Source organism: Streptomyces sp. S063 (genome assembly GCF_002832675.1).
Lineage (GTDB): Bacteria > Actinomycetota > Actinomycetes > Streptomycetales > Streptomycetaceae > Streptomyces > Streptomyces sindenensis.
The window spans coordinates 5145970-5171186 of record NZ_CP021707.1 but is presented as its reverse complement, the minus strand read 5'-3'; the positions used below and the strand labels follow the sequence as shown (position 1 = coordinate 5171186).

General features: G+C 72.7%; 18 protein-coding genes and 2 pseudogenes. 5 read left to right on the top strand and 15 right to left on the bottom strand.

Annotated features, from left to right (window positions below; translation table 11 throughout):
• Positions 1 to 26: 26 nt before the first annotated feature.
• Entirely contained in the window at positions 27 to 1178 is a 1152-nt protein-coding gene (locus tag CCZ36_RS24030) for an SDR family oxidoreductase (RefSeq protein ID WP_069742894.1), read from the bottom strand.
• A gap of 190 nt (positions 1179 to 1368) precedes the next feature.
• Between CCZ36_RS24030 and CCZ36_RS24025 the strand changes: the two genes are divergently transcribed.
• On the top strand, positions 1369 to 2829 hold the full coding sequence (locus CCZ36_RS24025; RefSeq protein ID WP_128818532.1) for a zinc-dependent metalloprotease: 1461 nt from the start codon (positions 1369 to 1371) through the stop codon (positions 2827 to 2829).
• On the top strand, positions 2826 to 3374 hold the full coding sequence (locus CCZ36_RS24020; RefSeq protein ID WP_069737512.1) for an NUDIX hydrolase: 549 nt from the start codon (positions 2826 to 2828) through the stop codon (positions 3372 to 3374). Before CCZ36_RS24025 ends, CCZ36_RS24020 begins: the two co-directional genes overlap by 4 nt.
• A gap of 95 nt (positions 3375 to 3469) precedes the next feature.
• Here CCZ36_RS24020 and CCZ36_RS24015 read toward each other — a convergent pair whose 3' ends face one another.
• From CCZ36_RS24015 to CCZ36_RS24000, 4 genes are all read right to left on the bottom strand, one after another.
• A complete protein-coding gene (locus CCZ36_RS24015) occupies positions 3470 to 4225 on the bottom strand; it encodes an AIM24 family protein (protein ID WP_069737511.1) in 756 nt (251 codons plus the stop codon).
• Positions 4226 to 4244: 19 nt separating this feature from the next.
• Positions 4245 to 4925, bottom strand: a complete 681-nt coding sequence (locus CCZ36_RS24010; protein ID WP_069737510.1) for an AIM24 family protein — start codon at positions 4923 to 4925, stop codon at positions 4245 to 4247.
• Between the two features lie 11 nt (positions 4926 to 4936).
• A complete protein-coding gene (locus CCZ36_RS24005) occupies positions 4937 to 6574 on the bottom strand; it encodes a TerD family protein (RefSeq protein ID WP_128818531.1) in 1638 nt (545 codons plus the stop codon).
• Positions 6575 to 6694: 120 nt separating this feature from the next.
• On the bottom strand, positions 6695 to 7327 hold the full coding sequence (locus CCZ36_RS24000) for a M48 metallopeptidase family protein (RefSeq protein WP_128818530.1): 633 nt from the start codon (positions 7325 to 7327) through the stop codon (positions 6695 to 6697).
• Positions 7328 to 7578: 251 nt separating this feature from the next.
• Here CCZ36_RS24000 and CCZ36_RS23995 point away from each other — a divergent pair.
• Positions 7579 to 8702: pseudogene (locus CCZ36_RS23995) on the top strand (ThiF family adenylyltransferase).
• 63 nt (positions 8703 to 8765) lie between these two features.
• Positions 8766 to 10172 (top strand): ABC1 kinase family protein, encoded by a 1407-nt coding sequence (locus tag CCZ36_RS23990; RefSeq protein ID WP_128818529.1) that lies wholly within the window; start codon positions 8766 to 8768, stop codon positions 10170 to 10172.
• A gap of 88 nt (positions 10173 to 10260) precedes the next feature.
• Here the strand turns inward: CCZ36_RS23990 and CCZ36_RS34860 are convergent, their stop codons facing one another.
• The 5 genes from CCZ36_RS34860 to CCZ36_RS23970 all read right to left on the bottom strand — a co-directional run bounded on the left by CCZ36_RS34860 (position 10261) and on the right by CCZ36_RS23970 (position 14368).
• A complete protein-coding gene (locus CCZ36_RS34860; RefSeq protein ID WP_164873454.1) occupies positions 10261 to 10425 on the bottom strand; it encodes a hypothetical protein in 165 nt (54 codons plus the stop codon).
• Between the two features lie 253 nt (positions 10426 to 10678).
• On the bottom strand, positions 10679 to 11038 hold the full coding sequence (locus CCZ36_RS23985; protein WP_030810574.1) for a hypothetical protein: 360 nt from the start codon (positions 11036 to 11038) through the stop codon (positions 10679 to 10681).
• Complete coding sequence (locus tag CCZ36_RS23980; protein WP_069739988.1) at positions 11035 to 11403, bottom strand: WhiB family transcriptional regulator; 369 nt, start codon at positions 11401 to 11403, stop codon at positions 11035 to 11037. The genes CCZ36_RS23985 and CCZ36_RS23980 overlap by 4 nt, the downstream gene beginning before the upstream one ends.
• 176 nt (positions 11404 to 11579) lie before the next feature.
• Positions 11580 to 11912: a hypothetical protein gene (locus CCZ36_RS23975; protein ID WP_006127423.1), complete on the bottom strand. Its 333-nt coding sequence runs from the start codon at positions 11910 to 11912 to the stop codon at positions 11580 to 11582.
• Positions 11913 to 12088: 176 nt separating this feature from the next.
• Positions 12089 to 14368 carry an ATP-dependent DNA helicase UvrD2 gene (locus CCZ36_RS23970; RefSeq protein WP_079134320.1) on the bottom strand — a complete coding sequence of 760 codons (2280 nt, stop codon included), beginning with the start codon at positions 14366 to 14368 and terminating at the stop codon, positions 12089 to 12091.
• Between the two features lie 214 nt (positions 14369 to 14582).
• Between CCZ36_RS23970 and CCZ36_RS23965 the strand changes: the two genes are divergently transcribed.
• Positions 14583 to 14837 carry a glutaredoxin domain-containing protein gene (locus CCZ36_RS23965; RefSeq protein WP_030113660.1) on the top strand — a complete coding sequence of 85 codons (255 nt, stop codon included), beginning with the start codon at positions 14583 to 14585 and terminating at the stop codon, positions 14835 to 14837.
• Positions 14838 to 14928: 91 nt separating this feature from the next.
• Here the strand turns inward: CCZ36_RS23965 and nudC are convergent, their stop codons facing one another.
• From nudC to CCZ36_RS23940, 5 genes and pseudogenes are all read right to left on the bottom strand, one after another.
• Positions 14929 to 15885: an NAD(+) diphosphatase gene (nudC, locus tag CCZ36_RS23960; RefSeq protein WP_128818528.1), complete on the bottom strand. Its 957-nt coding sequence runs from the start codon at positions 15883 to 15885 to the stop codon at positions 14929 to 14931.
• Between the two features lie 53 nt (positions 15886 to 15938).
• Positions 15939 to 17345, bottom strand: coding sequence for a dipeptidase (locus tag CCZ36_RS23955; protein ID WP_128818527.1), 1407 nt, complete (start codon positions 17343 to 17345; stop codon positions 15939 to 15941).
• A 10-nt stretch (positions 17346 to 17355) separates the two neighbouring features.
• Positions 17356 to 20864, bottom strand: a pseudogene (locus CCZ36_RS23950) (UvrD-helicase domain-containing protein).
• A gap of 121 nt (positions 20865 to 20985) precedes the next feature.
• On the bottom strand, positions 20986 to 24375 hold the full coding sequence (locus CCZ36_RS23945) for an ATP-dependent helicase (protein WP_128818526.1): 3390 nt from the start codon (positions 24373 to 24375) through the stop codon (positions 20986 to 20988).
• Between the two features lie 151 nt (positions 24376 to 24526).
• Complete coding sequence (locus CCZ36_RS23940) at positions 24527 to 25063, bottom strand: MGMT family protein (protein ID WP_069739994.1); 537 nt, start codon at positions 25061 to 25063, stop codon at positions 24527 to 24529.
• Between the last annotated feature and the right edge of the window lie 154 nt (positions 25064 to 25217).

Sequence of the window (25217 nt, the reverse complement as noted above, 5' to 3'; positions counted from 1 at the left end):
TACAGGGGCCCGCGGGCGGCGGGCGGTCAGATGCGGCGGCGGGCCTTGCGGGCGCGGCGGACCACGGCGGCGGCGCCGAGCAGGGCGACCGTGGCTCCGGCGGCTCCGGCGGCGGTCGCGTCCTTGCGGCCGAGACGGCGTCCGGCGAGCGTGTGGCGGCCCTCGACCTCTTCGAGAAGGGCGCCGAGCACCTCCTCGTTCGTCCACTTCGGCCGCCATCCCGCGTCGTGCAGCCGGCTGACGCTGACCACCCAGGGGTGCATCGTGTACGCCAGGTCGCCCGCCGGGGACGGGGTGAGGCCGATCCGGTGGAGCCGGGCGGCGGCCCCGAGCGCGACGGTGGAGGGCAGCTCCATCCGGCGTACGCCGCTGAGCTCCTCGACCTCCTCCTGCTCCAGCCAGCCGTCGCAGCCGACCGCGAACTCGCCGTCGATCTTCTCCAGGGCGGCGTACTCCAGCGCCGTCACCAGGTCCTCGACATGGCAGAACTGCCAGGTGGGGCGGGATCCGGCGACGACCAGGAGGCGCGGGGACTCGAAGTAGCGGGTCAGGGCGGTGTCGGTGCCGCCGACCAGGACGGTGGGGCGCACGACCGTGACGTTGAGCCCGGGGTGGGCGCGCGGGGCCCGGCGGCCGAGCCGTTCGATCTCCAGGAGGTCGCCGACGCCGGTGGCCTCGGCGGTGGCCCGCAGCTCGGCGTCCTCGGAGAGGGGGACGTCGTTGTCGGCGAGTGCCCCGTAGACCATCGCCGAGGTGCACAGCACGACCCGGTGGACTCCGACGGCGGCCGCGGCGGTGAGCACGGTCTGGGTGCCGCGTACGTTGTACGCGGTGCGCGCGGCGGGGTCGGTCTCCAGATCGAGGTCGAGGGCCAGGTGCACGACGACGTCCGCGCCGCGCAGCTTCTCGGCGATCGCCGGGTCCCGTACGTCCAGGATGTGCCAGGTCGCCTCGGAGACCTCGCCGCGCCGCTCGTCGATCGCGATGACCTGCTTGATCGCGTCGGATGCGGCGAGGTGGGCGGTCAGCAGTTCGCCGATGCCGGTGGCGGCGCCGGTGACCGCGACGACGGGGCCCCGGTTTCTGCGGGACCTGGGGCGTTTCTCTTCGGGTGTGTTCTCGGGCGCGGGGTCGGTCAGGTTTCGCGCTGCGCGAACCTGCGGATCTGGGGAACTCACCGGGCGTCTCCAGCGGTTGTCTTCAGTACGTACCCGCATGACGCGTACGTACCAGGTGGCGTCCATCCTGCCGCAGGCCGGGAGTCGGCGGAGCACTGAGGCCCGAAGCGGGCGTGGTGTCTACGCTGGATGGTGATGTCGGGCAGTCGCCGTCGGTTCGAGCCGGCGGCCCTACGAGCCGAGGAAACCCGTGAGTGACACCCCATTCGGATTCGGCCTTCCGCCGGAGGAGCCGGAGAACGGCGACGAGGGCAAGAAGAAGGACCCCACCGAAGGTGGGCAGAGCGCGGGCGGGATGGGAAACCCGTTCGGTTTCGGGCCGGGGGCGGGCGGGGACAACCCGTTCGCCGCAATGTTCGGCTCGATGAACCCGAACGATCTCGGTGCGGCCTTCCAGCAGCTCGGCCAGATGCTGAGTTACGAGGGCGGTCCCGTGAACTGGGACATGGCCAAGCAGATCGCGCGGCAGACGGTGTCGCAGGGCGCCCCGGACGGTTCCAAGGACGCCAGCGTCGGCCCCTCGGAGCGGACGTCGGTCGATGAGGCGCTGCGGCTGGCGGACCTCTGGCTGGACGGTGTGACGTCGATGCCGTCCGGTTCGGTCTCCACGGTGGCGTGGAGCCGGGCCGAGTGGGTCGAGGCCTCGCTGCCGGCCTGGCAGCAGCTGGTCGACCCGGTGGCCGAGCGGGTGGGCCTGGCGATGGGTGATGTGCTGCCCGAGGAGATGCAGGCCATGGCGGGCCCGCTGATCGGCATGATGCGGTCGATGGGCGGTGCCATGTTCGGCCAGCAGATCGGGCAGGCCGTGGGCACGCTGGCCGGTGAGGTGGTCGGTTCCACCGACATCGGGCTGCCGCTCGGTCCCGCGGGCAAGGCCGCGCTCCTCCCGCTGAACGTGGAGCGGTTCGGCAAGGACCTCAGCGTCCCGCAGGACGAGGTCCGGCTGTATCTCGCCCTGCGCGAGGCCGCTCACCAGCGGCTCTTCGCCCATGTGCCGTGGCTGCGGTCGCATCTCTTCGGTGCCGTCGAGGCGTATGCGCGCGGCATCAAGGTCGACACCAGCAAGCTGGAGGACGTGGTCGGCCAGTTCGACCCCTCGCAGCCGGAGCAGTTGCAGGACGCCCTTCAGCAGGGCATGTTCCAGCCCGAGGACACGCCCGAGCAGAAGGCGTCGCTGGCCCGGCTGGAGACGGCTCTCGCGCTGGTGGAGGGCTGGGTGGACGCGGTGGTCCACGAGGCCGCGAAGTCCCGGCTGACCTCGTCCGACGCGCTGCGCGAGACGATGCGCAGGTGTCGCGCCTCCGGTGGACCGGCCGAGCAGACGTTCGCGACGCTCATCGGTCTCCAGCTGCGCCCGCGCCGGCTGCGGGACGCCGCGCGCCTGTGGGCCTCGCTCACGGACGCACGGGGTCTGGAGGGCCGGGACGCGCTCTGGGCCCACCCGGACATGCTGCCGACCGCCCACGACCTGGACGACCCGGACGGCTTCGTCCACCACGAGCAGGCCGATTTCTCCGAGCTGGACAAGATGCTGGGCGAGGCGGCGAAGGGCTCCGGCAAGGACAGGCCGAAGGCCCCCGAGACCGACGCCGGTGACCAGGGCGAGGGCAAGGGCGACGACGAGGGCGGCAAGGACGGCCGCGACCGGTGACCCTGCACGACGACGCCGTCCTCGTACTGAAGGGATACGCCCCCGAGGGGACCGAGGACACACACGGTGAGCAGGCGGAGCTGCGTCAGACCTATCTGGACCATCTGGCACGCCACGACGACGGCATGTGGAAGGCGTGCGGGGCCGGGCATCTGACGGCCAGCGCCCTGGTGATCGATCCGGAGCGGGGCGAGGTTCTGCTGACCCTGCACCGGAAGCTGCGGATGTGGCTCCAGATGGGCGGCCACTGCGAGCCTCAGGACGCCTCCCTGGAGGCGGCGGCGCTCCGGGAGGCGACGGAGGAGTCCGGTATCGCGGGACTCACCCTGCTGTCCGGCGGACCGGTCCGGCTGGACCGGCACCCGATTCCGTCCCCCTGCAACTGGCACCTCGATGTGCAGTACGCCGCGCTGGCCCCGGCCGGGGCGGCGGAGCGGATCAGCGAGGAGTCCCTGGAGCTGCGCTGGTTCGGCTACGAGGACGTGCCCCGGGTGGCCGACGCCTCGGTCGCCCGGTTGCTGGAGGCGACGCGGGCCCGGCTGTGACGGCGGGCTGAACGGACATGGGTAAGGGGCGGCCTCTCTGGAGGCCGCCCCTTACCGCTGTCGGATACCGCTACCGGCTGTGCTGCGGGTGCCGGTCAGTTCCAGGCGTTGTTCTGGTTCTGGCCGTGGGAGCCCTGCTGGCCCATGCCGAACTGGGCGCGGGCGCCCTGGCCGATCTGGGCGTTCTGCGGAGGCATGACCTCGCTCGGCTGCACCAGCGCGAAGCCCTGGCCGAGGAAGCTCAGCTCCCAGCCCTCGCCGGTGTTGCCACGACGCCTGAAGACGCCGGAGGAGTGCGTCTGGGCCTGCATCTGCACCCGCAGGGAGCTGGACCAGGCGACGATCGCGTCCGCGTCGACGTTGACGTACTTCTCGGGCGTTACCTGCATCATCAGCGGCTGACCCGAGGTCATGAGGGCGACCTTGCCCGAGCCGGAGATGTTGAGCTGGTACTTGCCGCTGCCGGAGATGCCGTACTGGCTGTCGACCGCGATGACCTCGGTGTGCAGCGAGGAGTCGAGCGCGAGGACGTAGGAGCTGTCCACGGTCATCCCCTCGCGGTCGACGTCCACGACGTGGATGTACTGCGCGAGGTTGGCGAGGTAGACGGTGCCCTGGCCGGACACGCGCATCAGGTCGAGGCCCTCGCCGGTGCGCGCGCGGGCGTTGCGCTGGCTCCGCGACTGGTATTCCCCGTCGAAGTCCATCAGACCCTGGTAGGCGACCATCGCGCCCTTGCGGGCGAGGATGTCGTCGTGGCCGGTCAGCGAGACCCGCAGGAGCTGCGGGTTCTGGATCGCGTACCGGTCGTGGGTCTGCTGCTCGGTGTAGCTGAAAAGCGGACTCTGCATGATGTGTTCTCCCTCCCCGTCAGTTCCGGATCCGCAGACGGTCCGTGCTGTCCTCGCTCGGCTGGACGACGACGATGCCCTGGCCGGAGAAGGCCATCTGGTACGCCTCGCCGCTGCCCCGTCCGATCAGCGAGCCCGCCTTGAAGCTGCGCTTGCCCTTCACCTTCAGGTTCGGGGACCAGGCGACGAGCGCGTCCGGGTCGACGTACGTCTCGTCCTCGCCGCGCCCGCAGTCGACGACGATCGGGGTGCCCCGGGAGGTGATGGCGACCCATCCGGTGCCCTGGACGACGACGTTCCACAGGCCCTGTCCGGCGAACTTGGCGAGCCCCTTGACCTTCTCGACGCCCCACGTGAGGTGGGCGTCGAAAGCGAGGAGGTTGGTGCCGTTGACGGAGATGGAGTCGTTGTCGAGGTTGATGACGACCACGTCGGCACCGTAGTCGGCGAGGTAGAGCAGCCCGTCGCCGGAGCACTTCATGACGGGTGCGCCCTCGCCGGTGATCCACTGGGAGGCGATCTGCCGGGCGGCGGGCGGGTTGGGCTCGTACTGGATGAAGCCCTCGTACGCGACCATCGAGCCGGTGCGCGCGAAGAGGTCCTGCCCGGTCGCCATGGCGACCTTGAGCATGGTGCTGCCGTGGTTCTCCATCCGGGCCGTGACGGGGGTCGGGGCGAAGCCCGCGAGTTGCTGGTTCATGACGGGCTCCCTCAGACCTCGTAGGGCTGGACGACGATGAAGTTGCCGGGGGCTCCCCGGAACTGGAGGTTCACGGTCTCGCCGCTGTGTCCCGGGTACGCGTTGCGGCGCAGCCGGACCTGGCTGGAGACGATCACCTGGGAGGCGGCCGACCAGGCGACGACCGCGTTGCAGTCGGCGAACGTGGTGGGCGTGACCGGCAGGACGACCGGGGTGCCGTGGGTCTTCACGACCACGGTGCCGGTGCCCTGGAACAGCATGGTGAACAGCGCGCCGCCGGGGATGCCGTGGCCCTCGACCCTGCGCACCTCGTACTGGAGGGACTCGTCGAAGGCGAGGACGCTCTCGGCGGAGACGCAGATGCCGTCGCCCTGGAGCTCGATCGGGTGCAGGTGCGAGCCTTCCTCGGCGAGGAAGACCTGGCCGCGGCCGGTACAGCGCATCAGCTGCATCTCCTGGCCGGTGGCGTTGCCCACGGCGCGGCCGACGAATCCGGCGCTCTTGTAGCCGAAGTCCACCTTGCCCTGATACATCACCATGCTGCCCTGGCGGGCCAGGACCCCTGCTCCGCCCATGGTCAGGTCGACCCGCATGAGCTGCTGGTTCTGCGGGGTCCAGCGCTGCCCGGTCGCGGTCTCCTTGTACGGCTGCAGGGCAGCCTGCAGGCCCGCACCGGTGGCCGGCACGCCCTGGGGCACACCCTGCGGGGCGCCCGGGGGCATGGAACCGGGGGGCTGCTGACCGTACGGGGCCGGAGCGGGCTGACCGTAGGGCGGGGCCTGCTGGCCGAAGGGAGCGGCGGGCGGGGCGGCCTGGCCCGGGACCTGGCCGAACTGGGGCTGCTGGGGCTGCTGGGGCTGCTGGGGCTGGCCGTACGGGGACGGGACCTGGGGAGCCGCGGGGGCCTGGGGTGCCAGCGGGGCGGCGATCGTCGGTGCCGTGTGCACCGGCTGCTGCGGCGCGGGCGGCGGCGTGGGCGCGGACGGGGCGCCGAAGGACGGTGCGGGCTGCGGGGCCTGGGGCGCGGCCGGGGCGGGGGGCGCGCCGAAGGCCGGGGGCGCGGCGGCCTGGGCCGGCGGGGCGAAGCCCGGGGCGGCGGCGGGGGCGGGCGGCGCCTCTTCCTCGGCGACCTCGCCGCCGAAGTTCTTCAGGAGCGCTTCGAGACCGCCGTCGAAGCCCTGGCCGACGGCGGCGAAGCGCCAGACGTCCTTCAGATAGAAGTCGCCGAGCATCACCGCGCGCTCGGTGGTGAACTCCGATCCGGTGAAGGAGTACCGCACCACTTCCTCGCCGCCCGCGACGATCCGGATGTACCCCGGGCCGATCTGGGACATCTGCCCGGCGCCGTCGAGCGTCGCGGTGAAGGAGAGCTTCTGGATGGCTGCCGGGATGCGGTCGAGCGTGACGCGGAAGGACTCGGTGTCACCGGACTGCGCGCCCAGGAGCTGGATGGACTCCTCGGGCGATTTCGGCTGATTGAAGAAGATGAAGTACCGGTCGTCGGAGAGCTGCTCGTTGGCGTCCAGACCGAAGCAGCTGATGTCGAAAGTCAGCCCGGGCGCGGCGATCTGCACGCCTACGTACAGATCCGTCCCTGCCGTGAGATCACTGATCTTGGCCTTGTGGCCGCGTTGGAATTCCCTGGCCATGCGTAACGACCGTCCCCCATCCCGAAGGTAAATGCGTCGCGTCAGGCTAACCGCAAACAACGACATCGGACCAAGCCGGTACACACCCGGTACAGAATCGGCGAACGCGAACGACCCCGGTCACTCCTCGCGGGCGGCGGGCAGCCGGGGCAGCCCCTCGGCCGCCACCACGCCCTCCAGGAACCCGCGGGCGCGCTCGGTACGCGGATACGCCTCCAGCAGCCGCCAGAAGTCCGGACCGTGTCCGGGAACGAGCAGATGCGCCAGCTCGTGGAGGAGCACGTAGTCGACGACGTACTCCGGCATGCCCTGCAGCCGGTGCGAGAGTCTGATGCTGCCCTCGGCGGGGGTGCACGAGCCCCAGCGGGTGTTCTGGTTGGTCACCCAGCGCACCGAGGCGGGCCTGGCGCGACCGTCGAAATACTGGGCGGAGAGCCGGGCGGCACGCTCCTCGAGCCCGGTGTCGCCCACGCGTCGCTTGCTCTCCTGCGCGGCGAGCTTGTCCAGCATCACGCCCACCCAGCGCCGCTCCTCCGCCTGCGACATCCGGGCGGGGATGAGCACGATCGTGCGGTCGCCCTCGCGGTAGGCGGTGACCGACTTCCTGCGCCGGGTGCTTCTGCGGACCTCGACCGCGCTCGTCGCCGCGGCGCGGGCCGGATGGGCCGCCGCGCTGCGCTGATGGCTTCCGGCGCTGCGCGCGGAGGCCTGCGGGGTCTCCCCGGCGGAGTCGGACGAGGGGTCGGCGGGCACGCCACGACGTTACCCGCTGTCCGGGAAAGATGTCCCGCCCCAAGGTCGCTTCTACCACGATGCCGGATTATCCGATCAACAGCCCGCACCTGTGGACAACTCCACGCACGGTTCGCGGCGGGCCCGCATTCTGGCGGTGGTCCTGCGGAAGAAGCGGAAAGTTCCGGAGAAGCGGAAAGATCCCGAAGTTCCGCGGATCAGCAGGCTCGCGGGCGCACCCGTGCCCGTGGCACTACTCGGGGGGAGAAGTCATGTATCCGATGCTGAAGCCCGCACTGCGTCGCGCCTGGCGCGGACGGAACACCGTGCAGTTCGGTGTGACACCCGCGCATGCCGTGACGCTCGGTCCGGTGGACATCGCCACGGGGAGCTTTCTGGAACTGCTCGACGGCACGCGTGGTGTGCCCCTGCTGTACGAGGAGGCGCGCGCCCTGGACCTGTCGGAACATCACGTGGACGTCCTGCTGGCCCGGTTGACGGAGGCCGGGCTCCTCGACGACCCGAGGTCGGCCGGTCCACAAGCCGATGTGCTGCGCCGTCGTGTCGAAGTGATGGACCGCCAGCGCCCCGACGTGGCTTCGCTGTCGGTTGTCCGCTCCGAGCCGGGCGGCGGGCTGCGCCGGATGGGGGCCCGGCGGGCGATGCGGGTCCAGGTGCGGGGTGCGGGCCGGGTCGGGGCGTCCATCGCCTCCGTGCTGTCCGGTGCGGGGGTGGGGCAGGTGGAGGTGCTCGACGGGGCCGGGCCGAGCCCTGGGACGTGGCGCCCGGGGGCCTGCCTCCGGCGTCCGTGGGGGAACGGCGCGATGTGGCGGCCCGTCGGCTCGTCCGCCGTTCGGCGCCCGGGCCGGGTCCGGCGGAGAGCGCCGGAGAGCCCGGCCTGTCCCTGATCGTCGTCGCTCCCCGGGACGGCCTCGCGGTGTACGCCCCCGTCGCGGACACCGCGGGTCCCTGGATCGCGTCGGGCACTCCCCATCTCTATGCGGGCGTGATCGAGGCGACCGGGGTGGTCGGGCCGCTCGTCCTGCCCGGGGGCACCGGCTGCGCGGGCTGCCTGGAGCTGCACCGTGCGGACCGCGATCCGCAGTGGCCCCGGATGCTGGCGCAGTGGCGTTCCGGGCGGCGGGGGGCGGTGCCCGCCTGCGATCTGGGGCTCGCGACGGCGGTCGCCGGGCTGGCCGCGGCCCATGCCCTGGCGTTCCTGGACGGGGATCTCCCCGCCTGTACGGGAACCCGCTGGGAGGCCGCTCTACCGCTGCTGGACTGGCGTTCCGAGCAGATCGGGCCGCATGCGGACTGCTCCTGCGGTGCCGCCGGGGGCGCTGGAGGGGAACGGGTCTCCGGGGGCGTTCCGGCGCAGGACACAATGGCGGGGTGACCGCCGCCGCCGGAGTGACACCGGCGGCCGAGCGGCGCGGCAGTCTGGGAACTGGAGGGGCACATGTCTGATCTTCCCCGGAAGGCGGTTACGCGTACGGCCAAGCTGGCCGCGCTTCCGCTCGGCTTCGCCGGCCGTGCCACCTGGGGTCTGGGCAGGCGGATCGGCGGAAAGTCGGCCGAGCTGGTCGCCCGTGAGGTGCAACAGCGCACGGCGGACCAGTTGTTCAAGACCCTGGGTGAGCTGAAGGGCGGGGCCATGAAGCTGGGTCAGGCCCTCTCGGTCTTCGAGTCGGCGCTCCCCGAAGAAATCGCCGGTCCCTACCGGGCCGCGCTGACCAAGCTTCAGGAGGCCGCGCCGCCGCTGCCCGCGCGCACGGTCCACGGGGTGCTGGAGGAACGGATCGGCGAGGACTGGCGGGAGTATTTCCTGGAGTTCGAGGACACGCCGGCGGCTGCCGCCTCGATCGGGCAGGTGCACCGGGCGGTGTGGCACGACGGCCGCGAGGTCGCGGTGAAGGTGCAGTATCCCGGGGCGGGCGAGGCGTTGCTCTCCGACCTCGCCCAGCTCAGCCGTTTCGCCCGGCTGCTCGGTCCGCTGGTCCCGGGGATGGACATCAAGCCGTTGATCAAGGAGCTGCGCGACCGGGTGTCGGAGGAGCTGGACTACGAGCTGGAGGCGCAGGCCCAGCGGGAGCACGCGGCCGAGTTCGAGGACGACCCGGATGTGGTGATCCCGCAGGTGGTGCATCAGGCCGACCAGGTGCTGGTGACGGAGTGGATCGACGGGATACCGCTGTCCGAGGTCATTGTGGAGGGCACGGCGGAGCAGCGGGACCGTGCGGGGCAGCTGCTGGCCCGCTTCCTCTTCTCCGGTCCGGCGCGCACCGGGCTGCTGCACGCCGACCCGCATCCGGGCAACTTCCGGCTGCTGCCCCCGGCCCAGGACGCGGAGCATCCGGAGGAGGAAGGCGGCCCGGTCAGTGCGTGGCGGCTGGGGGTGCTGGACTTCGGCACGGTCGACCGGCTTCCGGGCGGGCTGCCGCAGACCATCGGCGACTCCTTGCGGATGGCGCTGGAGGGCGACGCGGCGGGGGTGTACGGGCTGCTCTGCGAAGAGAACTTCGTGAAGGAGTCGATCGACCTGGACCCGGACGAGGTCCTCGACTACCTGCTCCCGATCATCGAGCCGACGCAGGTGGAGGAGTTCACCTTCACCCGTGGCTGGATCCGTGACCAGGCCGCCCGGATAGCTGACCCGCGCTCCCCCGCCCACCAGCTCGGCAGGCAGCTCAACCTCCCCCCGGCCTACGTCCTCATACACCGGGTGACGCTCAGCACGATCGGGGTGCTGTGCCAGCTCGGCGCGACGGTCCGGATGCGCGACGAGCTCGATACGTGGCTGCCGGGGTTCCTCGCCGAGGCGTCGGAGGAGGCGGGCGAGCCGGAGGGAGAGGCGGTCCAGGCGTAGGTCGGCCGGGGCCAGGCGTCGGGGCCCGGGGGGAGGAGGTCCGGGCCCGGGGGAGGAGGTCCGGGGCCCGGGGGCAAGGGGTCCGGGGTCACCACCAGAGTGAGTCGAGGCGGCTCTCGATCGCGCGGATGTGGAGGCGGGCGCAGCTCTCGCAGAAGTGGAGACGGCGTCCGTCCTCGACGGAGCTGAGCCAGGTCACGGGGACGGTGTCGGTGTCGCCGTCGGCGGTGGTGCCGCACCGGGCACACACCACGCTTCCCGCAACGGAATGTTCCGGATCTCCGGACTGTTCCGGATTCGCGGACTGTCCCGGCTGCTCGGGCTGTACGGGGTTCTCGGACTGTTCGGGGGATCGGTCTCCTCGTCCACGTCGCGACGATATCCCCGTGACCGGACGACCGACAGCGCAAACGCCCTGCGGGGCCGTCCGTGTGTCCGAACGGCCCCGCAGGGCGTGATGGCTGTGCGGGTCAGCTGGTGACGGTCGGACCGTCAGTGCGCGACCGTCAGTGCATGACCGCCATGGCCAGCGCGCGGCGGGCGCGCAGCGAGGCGCGCTCCGCCCGGCGCTGCATCCGGCGGGCGGCGAGCAGGCGGGCCGACTGGCGGTCCTCCTGGGCCTCCCGCAGGCGGTCGTGCATATGCGCACGTGCCAGGGCTTCTGGGATGAGTTGCATTTCGCGGGTCCTGTTCTGACGCGAGTCGTTCGCGCCGATGATGGTGACGTCGGGGGTGGCGGAGCCGACGGGCTCCTTCGTGGGGGTGATCATTGGAGCCTGATTCCGGGGGTCATGTGTGGAGGGGCGGTCGATCGTTCCGAGGCGCAGACTGCGGGTGGGGGCGGGGACCCCACAGGTCGCGGTCACGCTGCGACCGGGTTCTTGCGCGGGCGGCCACGCGGACGCTTGCGGGCCACGACGACACCCTGGACGAAGAGCTCGCCACCCCAGACACCCCACGGCTCGCGGCGGTCCTTCGCGCCGGCGAGGCAGGCCTCGACGAGCGGGCAGGTGCGGCAGAGGGACTTGGCGTACTCGACGTCGGCGGGCGACTCGGCGAAGAAGACCTCCGGGTCGTAGGAGCGGCACGGGACGGGCACACCGAGGTTCTCGATGGCGTCGTCGAGCGCGGTGAGCGTGGTGAGCGGGGTCAAGGGGGAGTCCTCCGTGGAGCCGGGCGGCGAGATCGGGGTGGAAAGCGGTACTGACGGGGCGTGCGTTTCGATGTGCACGGTGGGTGGTGTCCTCGTCTGGTCGTGCCGGCCTGTTGGCCGGTTGGCGGCTTCTGGTACCAGGTCCTGCTTGTCCCGAGGCTCCTTCGTTCCGTTCCGTCCGTTCGGACAAAACAAAAGGGCCGCGGATCCCGAGTGGGGTTCCGCGGCCCTGAAGGCGCCGGCCTGATGCTGGATCAGGCTGGATCACTCCAGGGTTCAGGCCCACGGAAGGCCCACATCGTGTGGTGCTGCATCTGCGTCTGCGTCTTGACTCCGGCACCGGCTGCCGCAAAGGCATAGGCCTGAGCCTGCGCTGCCTTCGCTACTGCTGCCGCCGGTGCCTCGATCGGTCGCTCATTGCGCTCCCGCGTCACGGGGAGGCTCGCCGGGGCCAGCGGACGGGCGGCAGAAATGCCGGACAGACCGGTGGCGTGGAGCGAGGCAGCCGCGGAACGGGTGAGGCCGAGCGAGCAGGCGGAGACGACCGAAAGATCGGTCATTTTCTGGGTTTCGATGATGCTGATCACTTCAATCGCCTCCTCTCGGCGTCTCATGGGACCGGCCGGGGCCGATCCTGCGTATTCGGATAAGTACAGCTAAGTACAGCACGGAGCCAGGGCTTCAGAGAAGTCGCTGTTCCCGTGGTTAAGAACCTATGGTGACGACTGGTGCGGGCGCAAACTATTTTCTGGACGAGTTTTCCTCAGGTCTCGCCGGCACCCTCCTCGGGCCCGTCACCAACCGTCTCACCTGCGCAGATGGCCAGAACATCGGCGCCGAAGCGGCTCAACTTCCGGTTGCCGACACCGGCGATGACGACCAGCTCGCCCTCGGTGGCCGGCACGGCCTCGGCGATCGCCATGAGGGTCTTCTCGGTGAAGACGCAGTAGTCGGGCTGGCCGAGCAGGGCCGCCTGGCCGGCGCGCCAGTCGTGGAGCCGCTCGTACAGCCCCTCGTCCATGTCCGAGGGGCACTCCTCGCAGCGCATCAGCTTCATCTCGCCCGCGTCGGTGAGCGTCCGGCCGCAGACCCGGCAGCGCACCGGGCTTCTGGGCTTGCGTTCGACGGCCGGGGCCCGTCCGGCGGTCGCGGTCCGCCCGGTACCCCGGTCGATCCCGCCGCTCCCGCCGACGCCTCCCCGGGCGCCGGACCCCGTGGAGCCCGGCCGCAGCCCGTTCAGGAAGCGTGTCGGCCGTCGGCTCGCCCGGCCCCCCGGCGAGCGGGACAGCGCCCAGGAGAGCGAGAGGTGGACGCGGGCGCGGGTGATTCCGACGTACAGCAGGCGCCGCTCCTCCTCGACCTGCTCGTCGGTCTTGGCGTAGGCGATCGGCATCATGCCCTCGGTCAGGCCGACCAGGAACACGGCGTCCCATTCGAGGCCCTTCGCGGCGTGCAGCGACGCCAGGGTCACTCCCTGGACCGTCGGGGCGTGCTGGGCGGCCGCCCGTTCGTCGAGCTCGCGGACCAGGTCGGTCAGGGTCGCCCCCGGTTTCGCCGTCTCGAAGTCCTCGGCGAGGCGCACCAGCGCGGCCAGCGACTCCCAGCGGTCACGCACGGAGCCCGATCCGGCGGGCGGACGGGTGGTCCAGCCCTTGGTGGAGAGCACCGCTCGCACCTGGGATGCCAGGTCCTCCGCCCCGTCGAGCAGGGAGTCGTTGCGCCCCGCGCGGGCCGCGCCGCGCAGGGCGGTGCCCGCCTCCCGGACCTCGGCACGCTCGAAGAACCGCTCGGCGCCGCGCAGCTGGTAGGGCACCCCGGCGTCCGCGAGGGCCTGCTCGTAGACCTCGGACTGGGAGTTGACCCGGTAGAGCACGGCGATCTCGCCGGCCGGTACGCCCGCGGCGATCAGGTCGCGGATGCGCCGGGCGGTGGACTCGGCCTCGGTGGGCTCGTCCCCGTACTCCATGTAGACCGGCTCGGGGCCCTTGTCGCGCTGTGAGACCAGCTCCAGGCGGTGGTCGGCGGCCTTGCCGTGGGCGTGGCTCAGCAGGCCGTTGGCGAGGTGGACGACCTGAGGGGTGGAGCGGTAGTCGCGCACCAGCTTGACCACGGTCGCCCCGGGGTGGCGGGTGCGGAAGTTCAGCAGATGGTCGGGGGTGGCCCCGGTGAAGGAGTAGATCGTCTGGCTGGCGTCGCCGACGACGCAGAGGTTGTCCCGGTCGCCCACCCAGAGGTCGAGCAGCCGCTGCTGGAGCGGGCTCACGTCCTGGTACTCGTCGACGACGAAGTGCTGGTACTGGCCGCGCACGTGGTCGGCGATGTCTCCCCGGTCCTGGAGGATGCCGACCATCAGCAGCAGCACGTCCTCGAAGTCGATCACCGAGCGGTCGCGCTTGAGCTGTTCGTACGTGGAGTAGATCTGGGAGAGGACCGCCGGGTCGCGGGGGGCGTCCCGCTGGGCCTTGGCGACGGCCGCCGCGTAGTCGGCGGGGACGGTCTGGGTGACCTTGGCCCACTCGATCTCGCTGGTGACGTCCCGCAGCTCGGTGCGGTCGAGCCGGAGCTCGCAGCGGGCTGCCGCCTCGGCGACCAGCTGCACCTTCCGCTCCAACAGCCGGGGCAGCTCGCCACCGACTGCTTTCGGCCAGAAATACTGGAGCTGCCGGAGCGCGGCGGAGTGGAAGGTCCGCGCCTGGACGCCGGTCGCGCCGAGCTGGCGGAGGCGGCCGCGCATCTCTCCGGCGGCCCGGTTGGTGAACGTGACGGCGAGGACCGTGGCGGGCTGGAGGATGCCCGCCCGCACGCCGTACGCGATGCGGTGGGTGATCGCGCGGGTCTTGCCCGTACCGGCTCCGGCCAGCACGCACACCGGTCCGTGCAGGGCGAGCGCCACCTCGCGCTGCTCGGGGTCGAGCCCGTCGAGCACGGCGTCCGGGGTCTCGGGTACCTGGGGGAAGAGGGTGGAGTGCGTTGCTGCTGTCACCCCGCCATGCTGCCAGGTCCCCGGGGGCGGATGCGGCGGTCGTCCACAGGCGTGAGCCATTAGTCATACCGTGGCTCGTACCGGCATACCGTGGCTCGTACTCGCGCACCGAGGCTCGTACCGGCATACCGGGGCCTTGTACCGGCCCCGCGGGAATGGGTGCCGTTCTCGGTGCGTTCCTTAACCTTGCGGGAGCGCTGCGGTGAGCGGCCGGTCCGCAAGCGACGCTGCCGGCCGCGCAGCGGTACGGACGAGACGAAGGAGCGCCAGCGACATGGCGGGCACTGTGACGATGTACAGCACCACCTGGTGCGGCTACTGCCGTCGGCTGAAGAGCCAGATGGACCGCGAGGGCATCGCGTACAACGAGGTCAACATCGAGCACGACCCGGAGTCGGCCGCTTTCGTCGAGAAGGCGAATGGCGGAAACCAGACGGTCCCCACCCTGCTGATCGTGTCCCCCTCGGGCACCGAGTCGGTCATGACGAACCCGTCGCTCGCCCAGGTGAAGCAGGCGCTCGCCGCCTGAATCCGGCGGGAGGGACGACTGTCCGCCGCGCATACCACTGCCCCCGGCACCGCCGGGGGCAGTCGTGTGTCCGGACGGGCGGGGGCGGACCTCAGCCGGGCCGCTTCACCGCCCCGGGCTTCGGGAGCGGCTTGCCGTACCAGAGTTCGATCAGGCGGGACGCGATGGAGATGCCGAACGGCGGCATGATCTCGCCGGACTCGAAGGCGGCGGTGAGGTCCTCGCGGGAGAACCAGCGGGCCTCCTCGATCTCCTCGCCGTCGACGTTGATGTCGAAGGAGGTGGCTCGCGCCATGAAGCCGAGCATCAGGCTGGAGGGGAACGGCCACGGCTGGCTCGCGATGTACTCGACCTCGCCGACCGTGATCCCGGCCTCCTCGTAGACCTCACGGGCCACGGACTGCTCGATCGACTCCCCCGGCTCGACGAACCCGGCGAGCGTGGAGAAGCGGCCCTCGGGCCAGTGCACCTGGCGGCCCAGCAGCGCCCGGTCCTGGTCGTCGGTGACCAGCATGATGACCGCCGGGTCGGTGCGCGGGTAGTGCTCGGCCCCGCAGGCCTGGCAGCGGCGGATGTGGCCGGCCGCCGCGATGACGGTGCGCTCGCCGCAGCGGGAGCAGAAGCGGTGCAGCCGCTGCCAGTTCTCCAGGGCGACGGCGTGCACCATCAGCCCCGCGTCCCGGGGGCCGAGGAGCAGACCCGCCTCGCGGAGTCCGGCCGGGCGGGCCGACTGGTCCATGCGGCCGGGCAGCGAGTCCTTCTGGAGCGCGAAGTAGCTGACGCCAACCTCGTCGGTGCCGAGGAAGTACCGGTGGGTCTCGGTGACCGGGGCCTCGAAGGCCGGGGTCATGACGATCTCGGTGCCCCCGTCGGGGGTGTCGTCGATCAGCACCTGCCCGCCGGAGACGACGAAGACGCGGGTCGTCGGGTGGCTCCACGCCACGGCCAGCCACGCCTCGTCGAGACGGTGGTGTGCCGCGCGGTCGATGCCGCTCGGCGCGGTGAGGCCGATCGGGCGGTCTGCGGTGGCGTTGTCGAAGGTGCTCACAGGTGCTTCCTACTCCCCCTGGGTGGATCGGGTGTACGGAGGTGGGGCGGGGTTCATCCGCCGGACACGCCTGGCGCCGTGGCCAGTTCGCCCCACAGGTGGGCGGCCGTCTCCACGCCCTTGAGCAGCAGGTCCAGCTCGACCTTCTCGTCGGGGGCGTGCCAGCCGTCGGAGGGTACGGAGATGCCGAGGAAGAGGACGGGGGCGCCGAGCACGTCCCTGAGGTCGGCGGCGGGGCCGGAGCCTCCTTCACGGGTGAAGAGGATCTTCCTTCCGAAGGCCCGGCCCATCGCGCGGGCCACGGCCTGGAGGGCCGGGTGGTCCAGCGGGGTGAGGCAGGGGCGGGTGGCGGGCTGGAAGGTCATGGTGTGCCGGATGCCCGCCGGGATGCGGGACTCCACCCAGGCGCGGACGGCCTTCTGCACGTCGTCGGGGTCCTGCCCGTCGACCAGTCGGAAGCTGATCTTCACCAGGGCGGAAGAGGGAATGATCGTCTTGCTGCCCGCGCCCTGGTAGCCGCCGCCGATGCCGTTGACCTCGGCGGTGGGGCGGGCCCAGACGCGCTCCAGCGTGGAGTACCCGGCCTCGCCGGAGGCCGCCTGCGACTTCGCCGTACGGAGCCAGGTCGCCTCGTCGAAGGGCAGCTCCGCGAACAGCGCCCGCTCGGTGTCGGTGAGGTCGGTGACCCCGTCGTAGAAGCCGGGGATCGCGACCTTCCCGTCCTCGTCGTGGAGGGCGGCGACCAGCCGGGCGATCTCGGTGGCCGGGTTGGGGACGGCTCCGCCGAACGATCCGGAGTGGATGTCCTGGGCGGGCCCGTACAGGTGGATCTCGCACTCGGCGAGGCCGCGCATGCCGGTACAGACGGTCGGGGTGTCCTCGTCCCACATGCCGGTGTCCGAGACGATCACCACGTCGGCGGCGAGCCGGTCGGCGTGCCGCTCGGCCAGGTCGCGGAAGTTCGGGGAGCCGGACTCCTCCTCGCCCTCGATCAGCAGCTTGAGGGTGACGGCGGGGGTGGTGCGGCCGGTCGCGGCGAGGTGGGCGCGGACGCCCAGGGTGTGGAAGAACACCTGGCCCTTGTCGTCGGCCGCGCCGCGTCCGTACATCCGGCCGTCCCGGATCACCGGCTCGAACGGGTCGGTGGCCCAGCCGTCCTCGCGGGCGGCGGGCTGGACGTCGTGGTGGCCGTAGACCAGGACGGTCGGGGCGCCGGGGTCCTCGCTGGGCCACTCGGCGAAGACCGCCGGGGCGCCGGGGGTCTCCCAGATCTCGGCGACCGGGAAGCCGGTCTCCTTGAGTTTGGCGCTCAGCCATTCGGCACTGCGCCGTACGTCCCCGGCGTGCTCCGGCTGTGCGGATACGGACGGGATGCGCAACCACTCGGCGAGGTCGTCGAGGAAGGCGGCGCTGTGCTGTTCGGTGTACGTACGGACGGCGCTGTCCGGGGTCTCGCTCATGCTCTTGAGCCTATCCGTCCTCGGCGCCCGGCTCGTCCAGCAGGATCCGCTCCAGCTCCGCCCGGCCGGGCAGCCCCTGCGGATGGACGGTCTCGCCCGTGCGTACGTAGAGGAAGGTGGCGGTGACCGCGTCGAGCGGCAGATCGTGCAGCTCGGCCCAGGCGAGGCGGTAGACGGCGAGCTGGAGGGGGTCGGCGGTGCGGTGGCGGGTGGTCTTCCAGTCGACGATCTCGTAGGTGTCGCCCGTGCGGTAGACGGCGTCGATCCGGCCCCGGATCACCCGGCCCGCCAGGGTGATCTGGAAGGGGGTCTCCACGCGGTACGGCGTGCGCCGGGCGTACGCGGTGCGCTCGAACGCCTCCTTCAGCTCGGCGAGGTCCCGCTCGTCGGCGATCTCGGCGTCGCTCTCGTCGCCACCGGGCAGCTCGTCGGGGCCGAGCATGGGCAGCGGCAGCTCCTCGTACCGGGACTCGACCCAGGCGTGGAACCGGGTGCCCCGGCGGGCGGCGGGCTGCGGCGGGCGGGGCATCGGCCGGGCGAGCTCCCGGGCGAAGCCGTCGGGGTCCTCGGCCAGGCGGAGGAGCTGGGTGGCGGAGAGCGAGGCGGGGATGGGGACCTCGCGCACGGAGGCGCGGGCACGGCGCAGCTCCCCGGCGAGGGAGTCCAGGTCCCGGTCCCAGGAGGCGAGGGTGCGGGCCTCCTCGGGGGTGAGCCGGTCGGCCGGACCCTCCGGAGCCAGTCGTTCCGCCGGGCCCTCCTGCGGGTGACGGGCCGCCGGGATGTGCGGTGCTGCCTCCGGGGCGGTGTCCCTTCCCGTTCCTGTTCCCGTACGGGCTCCGAGGCCGTGTCCGGAACGGGTTCCCCGGGGCGTTCGGTGGGAAGCGCGTCCCAGTCCCAGCCCTCGTCGGCCGGTGGCTCGTCGAGCGGAGGCTCGTCGTCCCAGGGTTCGTACGCCGGTACGTCGTCGGGGCCGGGGGCGTGCGCGGGCGCCTGCTCGTCCCCCTGGACGGCCAGGCGCTCCAGATGGGACAGGACCGTGTCGCGGGCGGCCCGGCGGCGGGCCAGGGCGTCGGCGTCGAGAGGGAGCGGCCAAGCCAGATCGGCGTCGCGTTCCGCGAGGGCCGGGTTCTCCTCGTCCTCGGCGGGCTCGTCCGCCCACGCCTCGATCTCGCCGTGACCGGCGGCGCAGTGCTCGTACAGCGCCTCCAGGAAGGCCGACGGGCCGCGCGTCCGCTTCTGGGACGGGCCCCACCAGTGGCCGGAGCCGAGGAGGAGCGAGCGGGGGCGGGTGAAGGTGACGTACCCCAGGCGCAGTTCCTCCGTGTGCTGGTGCTCCTTCATCTCCTCCTTGAACGCCTTGATCCCCTTGGCGTCGAAGCTGTCGAGGGCCGGAAGCGTCGCCGCGTCGCCGCGCAGGGCGTGCGGGAGCACCTTGGCCTGGGCGGTCCACGCGTCCCGGGACTGGGCGCTGGGGAACTGGCCGGTGACCAGTCCGGGCACGGCGACGACGTCCCACTCCAGCCCCTTGGACTTGTGAGCGGTGAGGACCTTCACGGTGTTCTCGCCGCCGGGCAGCGCGTTGTCGAGGCCCTTCTCGTACTGTGCGGCGGTCCGCAGGAAGCCGAGGAAGGCGAGCAGCGACGCCTCGCCGTCCAGCGAGGCGAACCGGGCCGCTGTGTCCAGGAAGTTGGCCAGCGTCTCGCGGCGGCGGGCGGCCAGCGCCTGCGGGGACGCGGACAGCTCGACCTCCAGACCGGTGGTGGCCAGGACCCGGTGCAGCACGTCCATCAGGGGGTCCGCGAGCGAGCGGCGCAGGTCGCGCAGCTCCCGGGCGAGACGGGCGAAGCGGACGCGGGCCTCGGCGGAGAACGGCAGCCCGTCGTCGGCCGCGTCCCCCGCGACGAGGAAGGTGTCCAGCGCATCCGCGAGCGATATCACCTCGGCCGGGTCCGTGCCCTCGACGGCCTCCGCGAGCCGCCGGTCCGCGTCGGCGTCGTCCGCCTGGCCCGCCCGGTGCACCAGGAGGCGGGCGCGGCGGCCGAGGAGCGCGAGGTCGCGGGGGCCGATGCGCCAGCGCGGTCCGGTGAGCAGGCGGACCAGTGAGGCGTTGGCCCCCGGGTCCTGGAGGACCTCGCAGACCGCGACCAGGTCCGCCACCTCGGGCAGGTGCAGCAGTCCGGCGAGGCCGACGACCTCGACCGGGATGTCCCGGGCGACCAGGGCGGCCTGGATCTCGGGGAAGTCCCCGGCGGTGCGGCACAGAACGGCGATCTCGCCGGGCGGGGTGCCGGTGCGCACGAGGTGGGCGAGGGAGTCGGCGAGCCAGTCGATCTCCTCGGTGTGGGTGCTCAGCAGGGCGCAGCGGACCACCCCGTCGCGCTCGGCGCCCGGCGCGGGGCGCAGCGCCTCGACGCCCTCGTGCATCGCGCGCAGCGGTTCGGCGAGGCCGTTGGCGAGCTGGAGGAGACGGCCGCCGCTGCGCCGGTTCTCGCTGAGGCTGTAGCGGGTGGCGGGGGTGCCGTCGGCGTGCGGGAAGTGCTCGGGGAAGTCGTCCAGGTTGGCGACGGACGCGCCGCGCCAGCCGTAGATCGCCTGGCAGGGATCGCCCACGGCGGTCACCGCGTGACCGCCCGCTCCGGAATCCGTACCGCTGCCGAACAGCGCCGAGAGCAGCAGCCGCTGGGCCACCGACGTGTCCTGGTACTCGTCGAGGAGGACGACCCGGAACTCCTCGCGCAGGATCCTCCCGACCTCGGGCCGGGTCAGGGCCAGCTCGGCGGAGAGCGCGATCTGGTCGCCGAAGTCCAGCAGGTCCCGGCTGCGCTTGGCGGCCCGGTACCGCTCGGTGAGGCCGAGGAGCGAGCGGCGGGCCTCGGCGGTCTCGGGGATCTTGCGCAGGTCGGCGTTGCTGAGCTTGGCGGCGGCCAGGTCCCGCAGCAGTTCGGTGTCGTACGTCTCCAGCGTCCCGGGCCGTACGAGGTGTTCGGACAGTTCACCGTCGAGCGCGAGCAGATCGCTGACCAGCGTGGAGAAGGAGCGGGTGAGCGCCGGATACGGGCCCGGGGCCTCGCGCAGCACCTTTGCCGCCAACTGGTAGCGCGTGGCGTCGGCGAGGAGGCGGGTGGAGGGCTCCAGGCCGATGCGCAGGCCGTGCTCGGTGAGGAGACGGCCGGCGAACGCGTGGTAGGTGGAGATGGTGGGCTCGCCCGGGGGGTTGTCCGGGTCGATGACGTCGGGGTCGGTGACCCCCGCGGCGATCAGCGCCTTGCGGACGCGCTCGGCCAGCTCGCCCGCCGCCTTGTTGGTGAAGGTGAGGCCGAGGACCTGTTCGGGCGCGACCTGTCCGGTGCCGACCAGCCAGACCACGCGGGCGGCCATCACCGTGGTCTTGCCCGACCCGGCTCCGGCCACGATCACCTGCGGGGCGGGCGGCGCGACGATGCAGGCCGTCTGCTCCGGGGTGAACGGAATCCCGAGGAGCTCCTTGAGCTGCTCGGGATCGGTGATGCGTGGGGACACCCGGTCAACGGTAACCGGGACCGCCGACAACCCGGCACGAACCGGATGCGGCGGCTGCTCCAGCGCCCGGCACGAACCGGATGCGGCGGCTGCTCCAGCGCCCGGCGACCGGATGCGGCCGCTACTCCACCACCTGCCGTCCCTCCGGCTGTGCGCTGCACGAGGCCCGGAAGGTGCAGTGGGAACAGTGCGTTCCGGTGGTGGGCGTGAACCGTTCGTCCAAAACCTTCCCGGCGGCGGTGGCGAGCAGATCCAAGACCCACTCCCCCGCCAGCGGCTCCTGCGCCTGGACCTTGGGGAAGGCCTCGCCTCCCTCCTTCTTGGGGGCGGGCTGCCGGAGCTGGACCAGTTCGGCGCCGCCGGGTTCGGGACGTCTGCCGTCGAAGACCTCGTCGACCGCACCCTCGCGGACGGCGAGCTGGTAGACGGCGAGCTGGGGGTGGGCGGCGACCTCGTCCCTGGTGGGGGCGCCCTTGCCGGTCTTGAAGTCGACGACGTACGCCCGGCCCTCGGCGTCCTCCTCCACCCGGTCCATGGAGCCCCGGATGCGGACGGCGTACTCCCCCGCCTCCAGCGTCACGTCGAAGTCGTGCTCGCTCGCGGCGGGGGTCCGGCCGCCCCGGTCCAGGACGTGCCAGTGCAGGAAGCGCTCCAGGGCGGCGCGGGCCTGGCCCTTCTCCTGCTCGGACTTCCAGGGGGCGTCGAAGGCGAGGCCGTTCCACACCGAGTCCAGGCGCTCCATCAGGACGTCCAGGTCGGCGGGGGTCCGGCCGGAGGCGACCTCGTCGGCGAGGACGTGGACGACGTTGCCGAACCCCTGGGCGGCGGTGGCCGGGGCGTCGGCCTTCACCTCGCGGCCCAGGAACCACTGGAGGGCGCAGGTGTTGGCGAGCTGGTCGAGGGCGGAGCCGGAGAGGGTGACGGGCTGGTCGCGGTCGCGCAGCGGAACGGCGGAGCGGGTCGGCTCCTCCAGGCCCCACCAGCGGTACGGGTGGGCCGCGGGCACCAGCGGCTGCCCCTCGTCGTCGGTGAGCGCGGCGAGCCGGGCGAGCCGGTGGGCGGCGGCCTCGCGCAGCGCGTCGGACGCGGCCGGGTCGACGGTGGTGGCGCGCAGCTCGGCGACGAGAGCGGCGACGGCGAGGGGGCGGCGCGGGCGGCCGGTGACGTCGCGGGGTTCGACGCCCAGCTCGGTGAGGAAACGGGAGGGCTGGTCGCCGTCGTCGGCCGGGGCCTTCACGGCGGTGACGACGAGGCGTTCGCGGGCGCGGGTCGCGGCGACGTAGAAGAGGCGGCGCTCCTCGGCGAGGATGGCGCCGGGCGGGAGGGGGTCGGCGAGCCCGTCGCGGCCGATCCGGTCCGCCTCCAGCAGGGAGCCCCGGCGGCGCAGGTCGGGCCAGATGCCCTCCTGGACCCCGGCGACGACGACGAGCCGCCACTCCAGGCCCTTGGAGCGGTGGGCGGTCATCAGGCGTACGGCGTCGGGGCGGGCGGTCCGCCGGGAGAGGGTGTCGGCGGCGATGTCCTGGGCGTCGACCTCTTCCAGGAAGTTGAGGGCCCCGCGCCCGCCGGTGCGCTCCTCGGCGCGCGCGGCGGTGTCGAACAGGGCGCACACCGCGTCGAGGTCGCGGTCGGCGTTGCGGCCGCCCGCCCCGCCGCGCAGCGCGGCCCGTTCCAGTCTGCCGGGCCAGGGCGTGCCGTTCCACAGCGTCCACAGGGCCTCCTCGGCGGTGCCGCCGCCTTCGAGGAGCTCGCGGGCCTTGCGCAGGAGTGCGCCGAGGCGCTGCGCCCCGTGGGCGTACGCCGGGTCGTGCGTGACGAGGCGTTCGGGCTCGGCGAGGGCGCGGGCCAGCAGCTCGTCGGAGGGTGCGGGGACCCGGGTCCCGGCGGCCCGCTCCTCGTCGCGCAGGGCGCGACCGAGGCGGCGCAGGTCGGCGGCGTCCATGGAGCCGAGCGGGGAGGTGAGGAGGGTGAGGGCGGTCTCGGTGTCGAGCCAGGAGGGCGTTCCGGCAACGTCCGGGCCCGCCTCGGGGAGACGTTGCAGCGCCGCCTCGGCCACCGCCCGCAGCGCCGTCAGCAGCGGGGCCACGGCCGGTTCGTGGCGCAGCGGGAGGTCGTCGCCGTCGACCTCCAGGGGGACGCCGGCGGAGGTGAGGACGCGGCGGACGGCGGGCAGCGAGCGGCCTCCGGCCCGTACCAGCACGGCCATCTCCTGCCACGGGACCCCCTCCTCCAGGTGGGCGCGGCGCAGCAGGTCCGCGATGTTCTCCAGCTCCGTGGACGCGGTCGGGTAGGTGTACGTCTCGACGCGGCCGCCGTCCCGGACGGCGTGCAGCTCGCGGTGGGCGCGGACCGTGCCGGCGGGCAGCCGGGTCAGCGGCATCCGGCGGGTCAGCAGCCGGGTCGCCGCCAGCAGTCCGGCCCCGGAGCGGCGGGACGTGGTGAGGACGCCGACGGGCGCGGGGCTCCCGTCCGCCCGGCGGAAGGTGTCCGGGAAGTCGAGGATGCCGTTCACGTCGGCGCCACGGAACGTGTAGATCGACTGGTCCGGGTCGCCGAAGGCGATCAGCGTCCGCCCGGTGCGCGCCCCCTCACCTCGCACGCCCTCACCGCGCCCGTCCTCGCCGCACGCACCCCCGCCGTGCGGCGCGCGCCCCCGGTTCCCCGCCAGCGCGTGCAGCAGACGCACCTGTGCGGGGTCGGTGTCCTGGTACTCGTCGACGTACACCGCGTCGTAACGGCCGGCCAGCTCCGCCGCCACCTCGGGGCGCTCGGCGAGCAGAACCGCGCGGTGCACCAGCTCGGCGTAGTCCAGAACGCCCTGGGCGTCGAGGATGTCGAGGTACTCGGCGAGGAACTGGGCCGCCGCCGTCCAGTCCGGGCGGCCGGTGCGGCGGGCGAAGTCGGCCAGTGCGTCCGGGCCGAGGCCCAGCTCACGGCTGCGGGCCAGCACGGCGCGTACCTCGTCGGCGAAGCCGCGGGTGGTCAGGCAGGCGCGCAGCTCGTCGGGCCAGCGGACCTGGGCCAGGCCCTCCTTCTCCAGGTCGAGCTGGCCCGCGAGCAGTTCGCGGACGGTGACGTCCTGCTCGGGCCCGGACAGCAGGCGCAGCGGATCCGCGAACAGGTCGGCGTCCTGGTGGGCCCGGACCAGGGCGTAGCAGTACGAGTGGAACGTGGTGGCCTGCGGGCCCCGGGACGCCCCGAGTCGGGCCGCCATCCGGTCGCGCAGTTCGACGGCGGCCTTGCGGCTGAAGGTGAGGACGAGGATGCGGGCGGGGTCGCCGCCCCGGTTCACCCGGGCCGCGACGGATTCGACGAGGGTGGTGGTCTTGCCGGTGCCCGGCCCGGCGAGGACCAGCAGCGGGCCGCCGGGGTGATCAACCACCGCGCGCTGGCCTGCGTCCAGGAGGGGGGGATCCACGGAACCCGGCGGAGTGCGCACCAGACGGTACGCGCCCGTGGTCCGCGGCCGTGACTCGCGGCGCGGACTGTGCCGGGTGGAGGAGGAACTCACGTGGATCGCCGGTCCTGGTGGGTGTACAGGTGATGAGGAACAGGTTCGAGGCAGTCGGGACAGCCCGAGGAGAGAGGGGCGGAGCGTGCCGCGCGAGGACGACGCTACGCCAGCGACGGCGCGGGAGGCAGCGGCTGCGCTGCGTCCCTCGTCACGTGCGCGGCCGCGTCGGGCCGCTCCTGCCGGGGGCACATGGCGGAAGCTGTCCGGTGTGAGCTTCCTCGCCCGGCCCGTCGCCGCCCGGACCGCCGGGACCGCCGTCACCGGGACCGCCCTCTTTCGCGTGGCCGCCGTCCCAGCGGGCGCGCCGCATGTCGATGCGCGGGACGTGCCCCTCCGTGAGGCGGGACGCCTCGCGCAGCGGGGTGGCCTCCGCGCGGTAGTGCTCCAGCGCCCGCAGCTCGTGGGCGGGGAGCAGCGTCCCGTCGGCGCGGACGACGCGCCACCACGGCACGGCCGCCCCGTACAACGCCATGACCCGGCCGACCTGGCGGGGGCCTCCCTCGCCCAGCCACTCCGCGATGTCGCCGTACGTCATCACCCGGCCGGGCGGGATCAGCTCCGCCACGTCGAGGACCCGCTCCGCGTACTCCGGCAGCTCCGGGTGATCCGGCGGTCCGGCGCCGGGCGGGGCGGTGCCGGGCGGGGCGGTGCCGGAGCCGCCCCCGTCCGTCTGGTCCTGGCTCATCCGCCCCATCCTGCCGTACGTCACCGACAGCCCGGCCGAAACGGTGTCCGTCCGGGTACCCAGCGTGCGCGCGGGGGCAAAGGAGCGTATGTTGCGCTTCCCGCGCCCGTGCAATGCACCCTGATGCCCCCCTCTGTCTACGGGCCGTGCCACC

Coding starts and splice junctions, on each gene's coding strand:
- CCZ36_RS24015 (WP_069737511.1), bottom strand. CDS start 4,225: ATGCAGAGTCCGCTTTTCAGCTACACCGAGCAGCAGACCCACGACCGG.
- CCZ36_RS24010 (WP_069737510.1), bottom strand. CDS start 4,925: ATGAACCAGCAACTCGCGGGCTTCGCCCCGACCCCCGTCACGGCCCGG.
- CCZ36_RS24005 (WP_128818531.1), bottom strand. CDS start 6,574: ATGGCCAGGGAATTCCAACGCGGCCACAAGGCCAAGATCAGTGATCTC.
- CCZ36_RS23990 (WP_128818529.1), top strand. CDS start 8,766: ATGTCTGATCTTCCCCGGAAGGCGGTTACGCGTACGGCCAAGCTGGCC.
- CCZ36_RS23970 (WP_079134320.1), bottom strand. CDS start 14,368: ATGGCTCACGCCTGTGGACGACCGCCGCATCCGCCCCCGGGGACCTGG.
- CCZ36_RS23965 (WP_030113660.1), top strand. CDS start 14,583: ATGGCGGGCACTGTGACGATGTACAGCACCACCTGGTGCGGCTACTGC.
- CCZ36_RS23955 (WP_128818527.1), bottom strand. CDS start 17,345: ATGAGCGAGACCCCGGACAGCGCCGTCCGTACGTACACCGAACAGCAC.
- CCZ36_RS23940 (WP_069739994.1), bottom strand. CDS start 25,063: ATGAGCCAGGACCAGACGGACGGGGGCGGCTCCGGCACCGCCCCGCCC.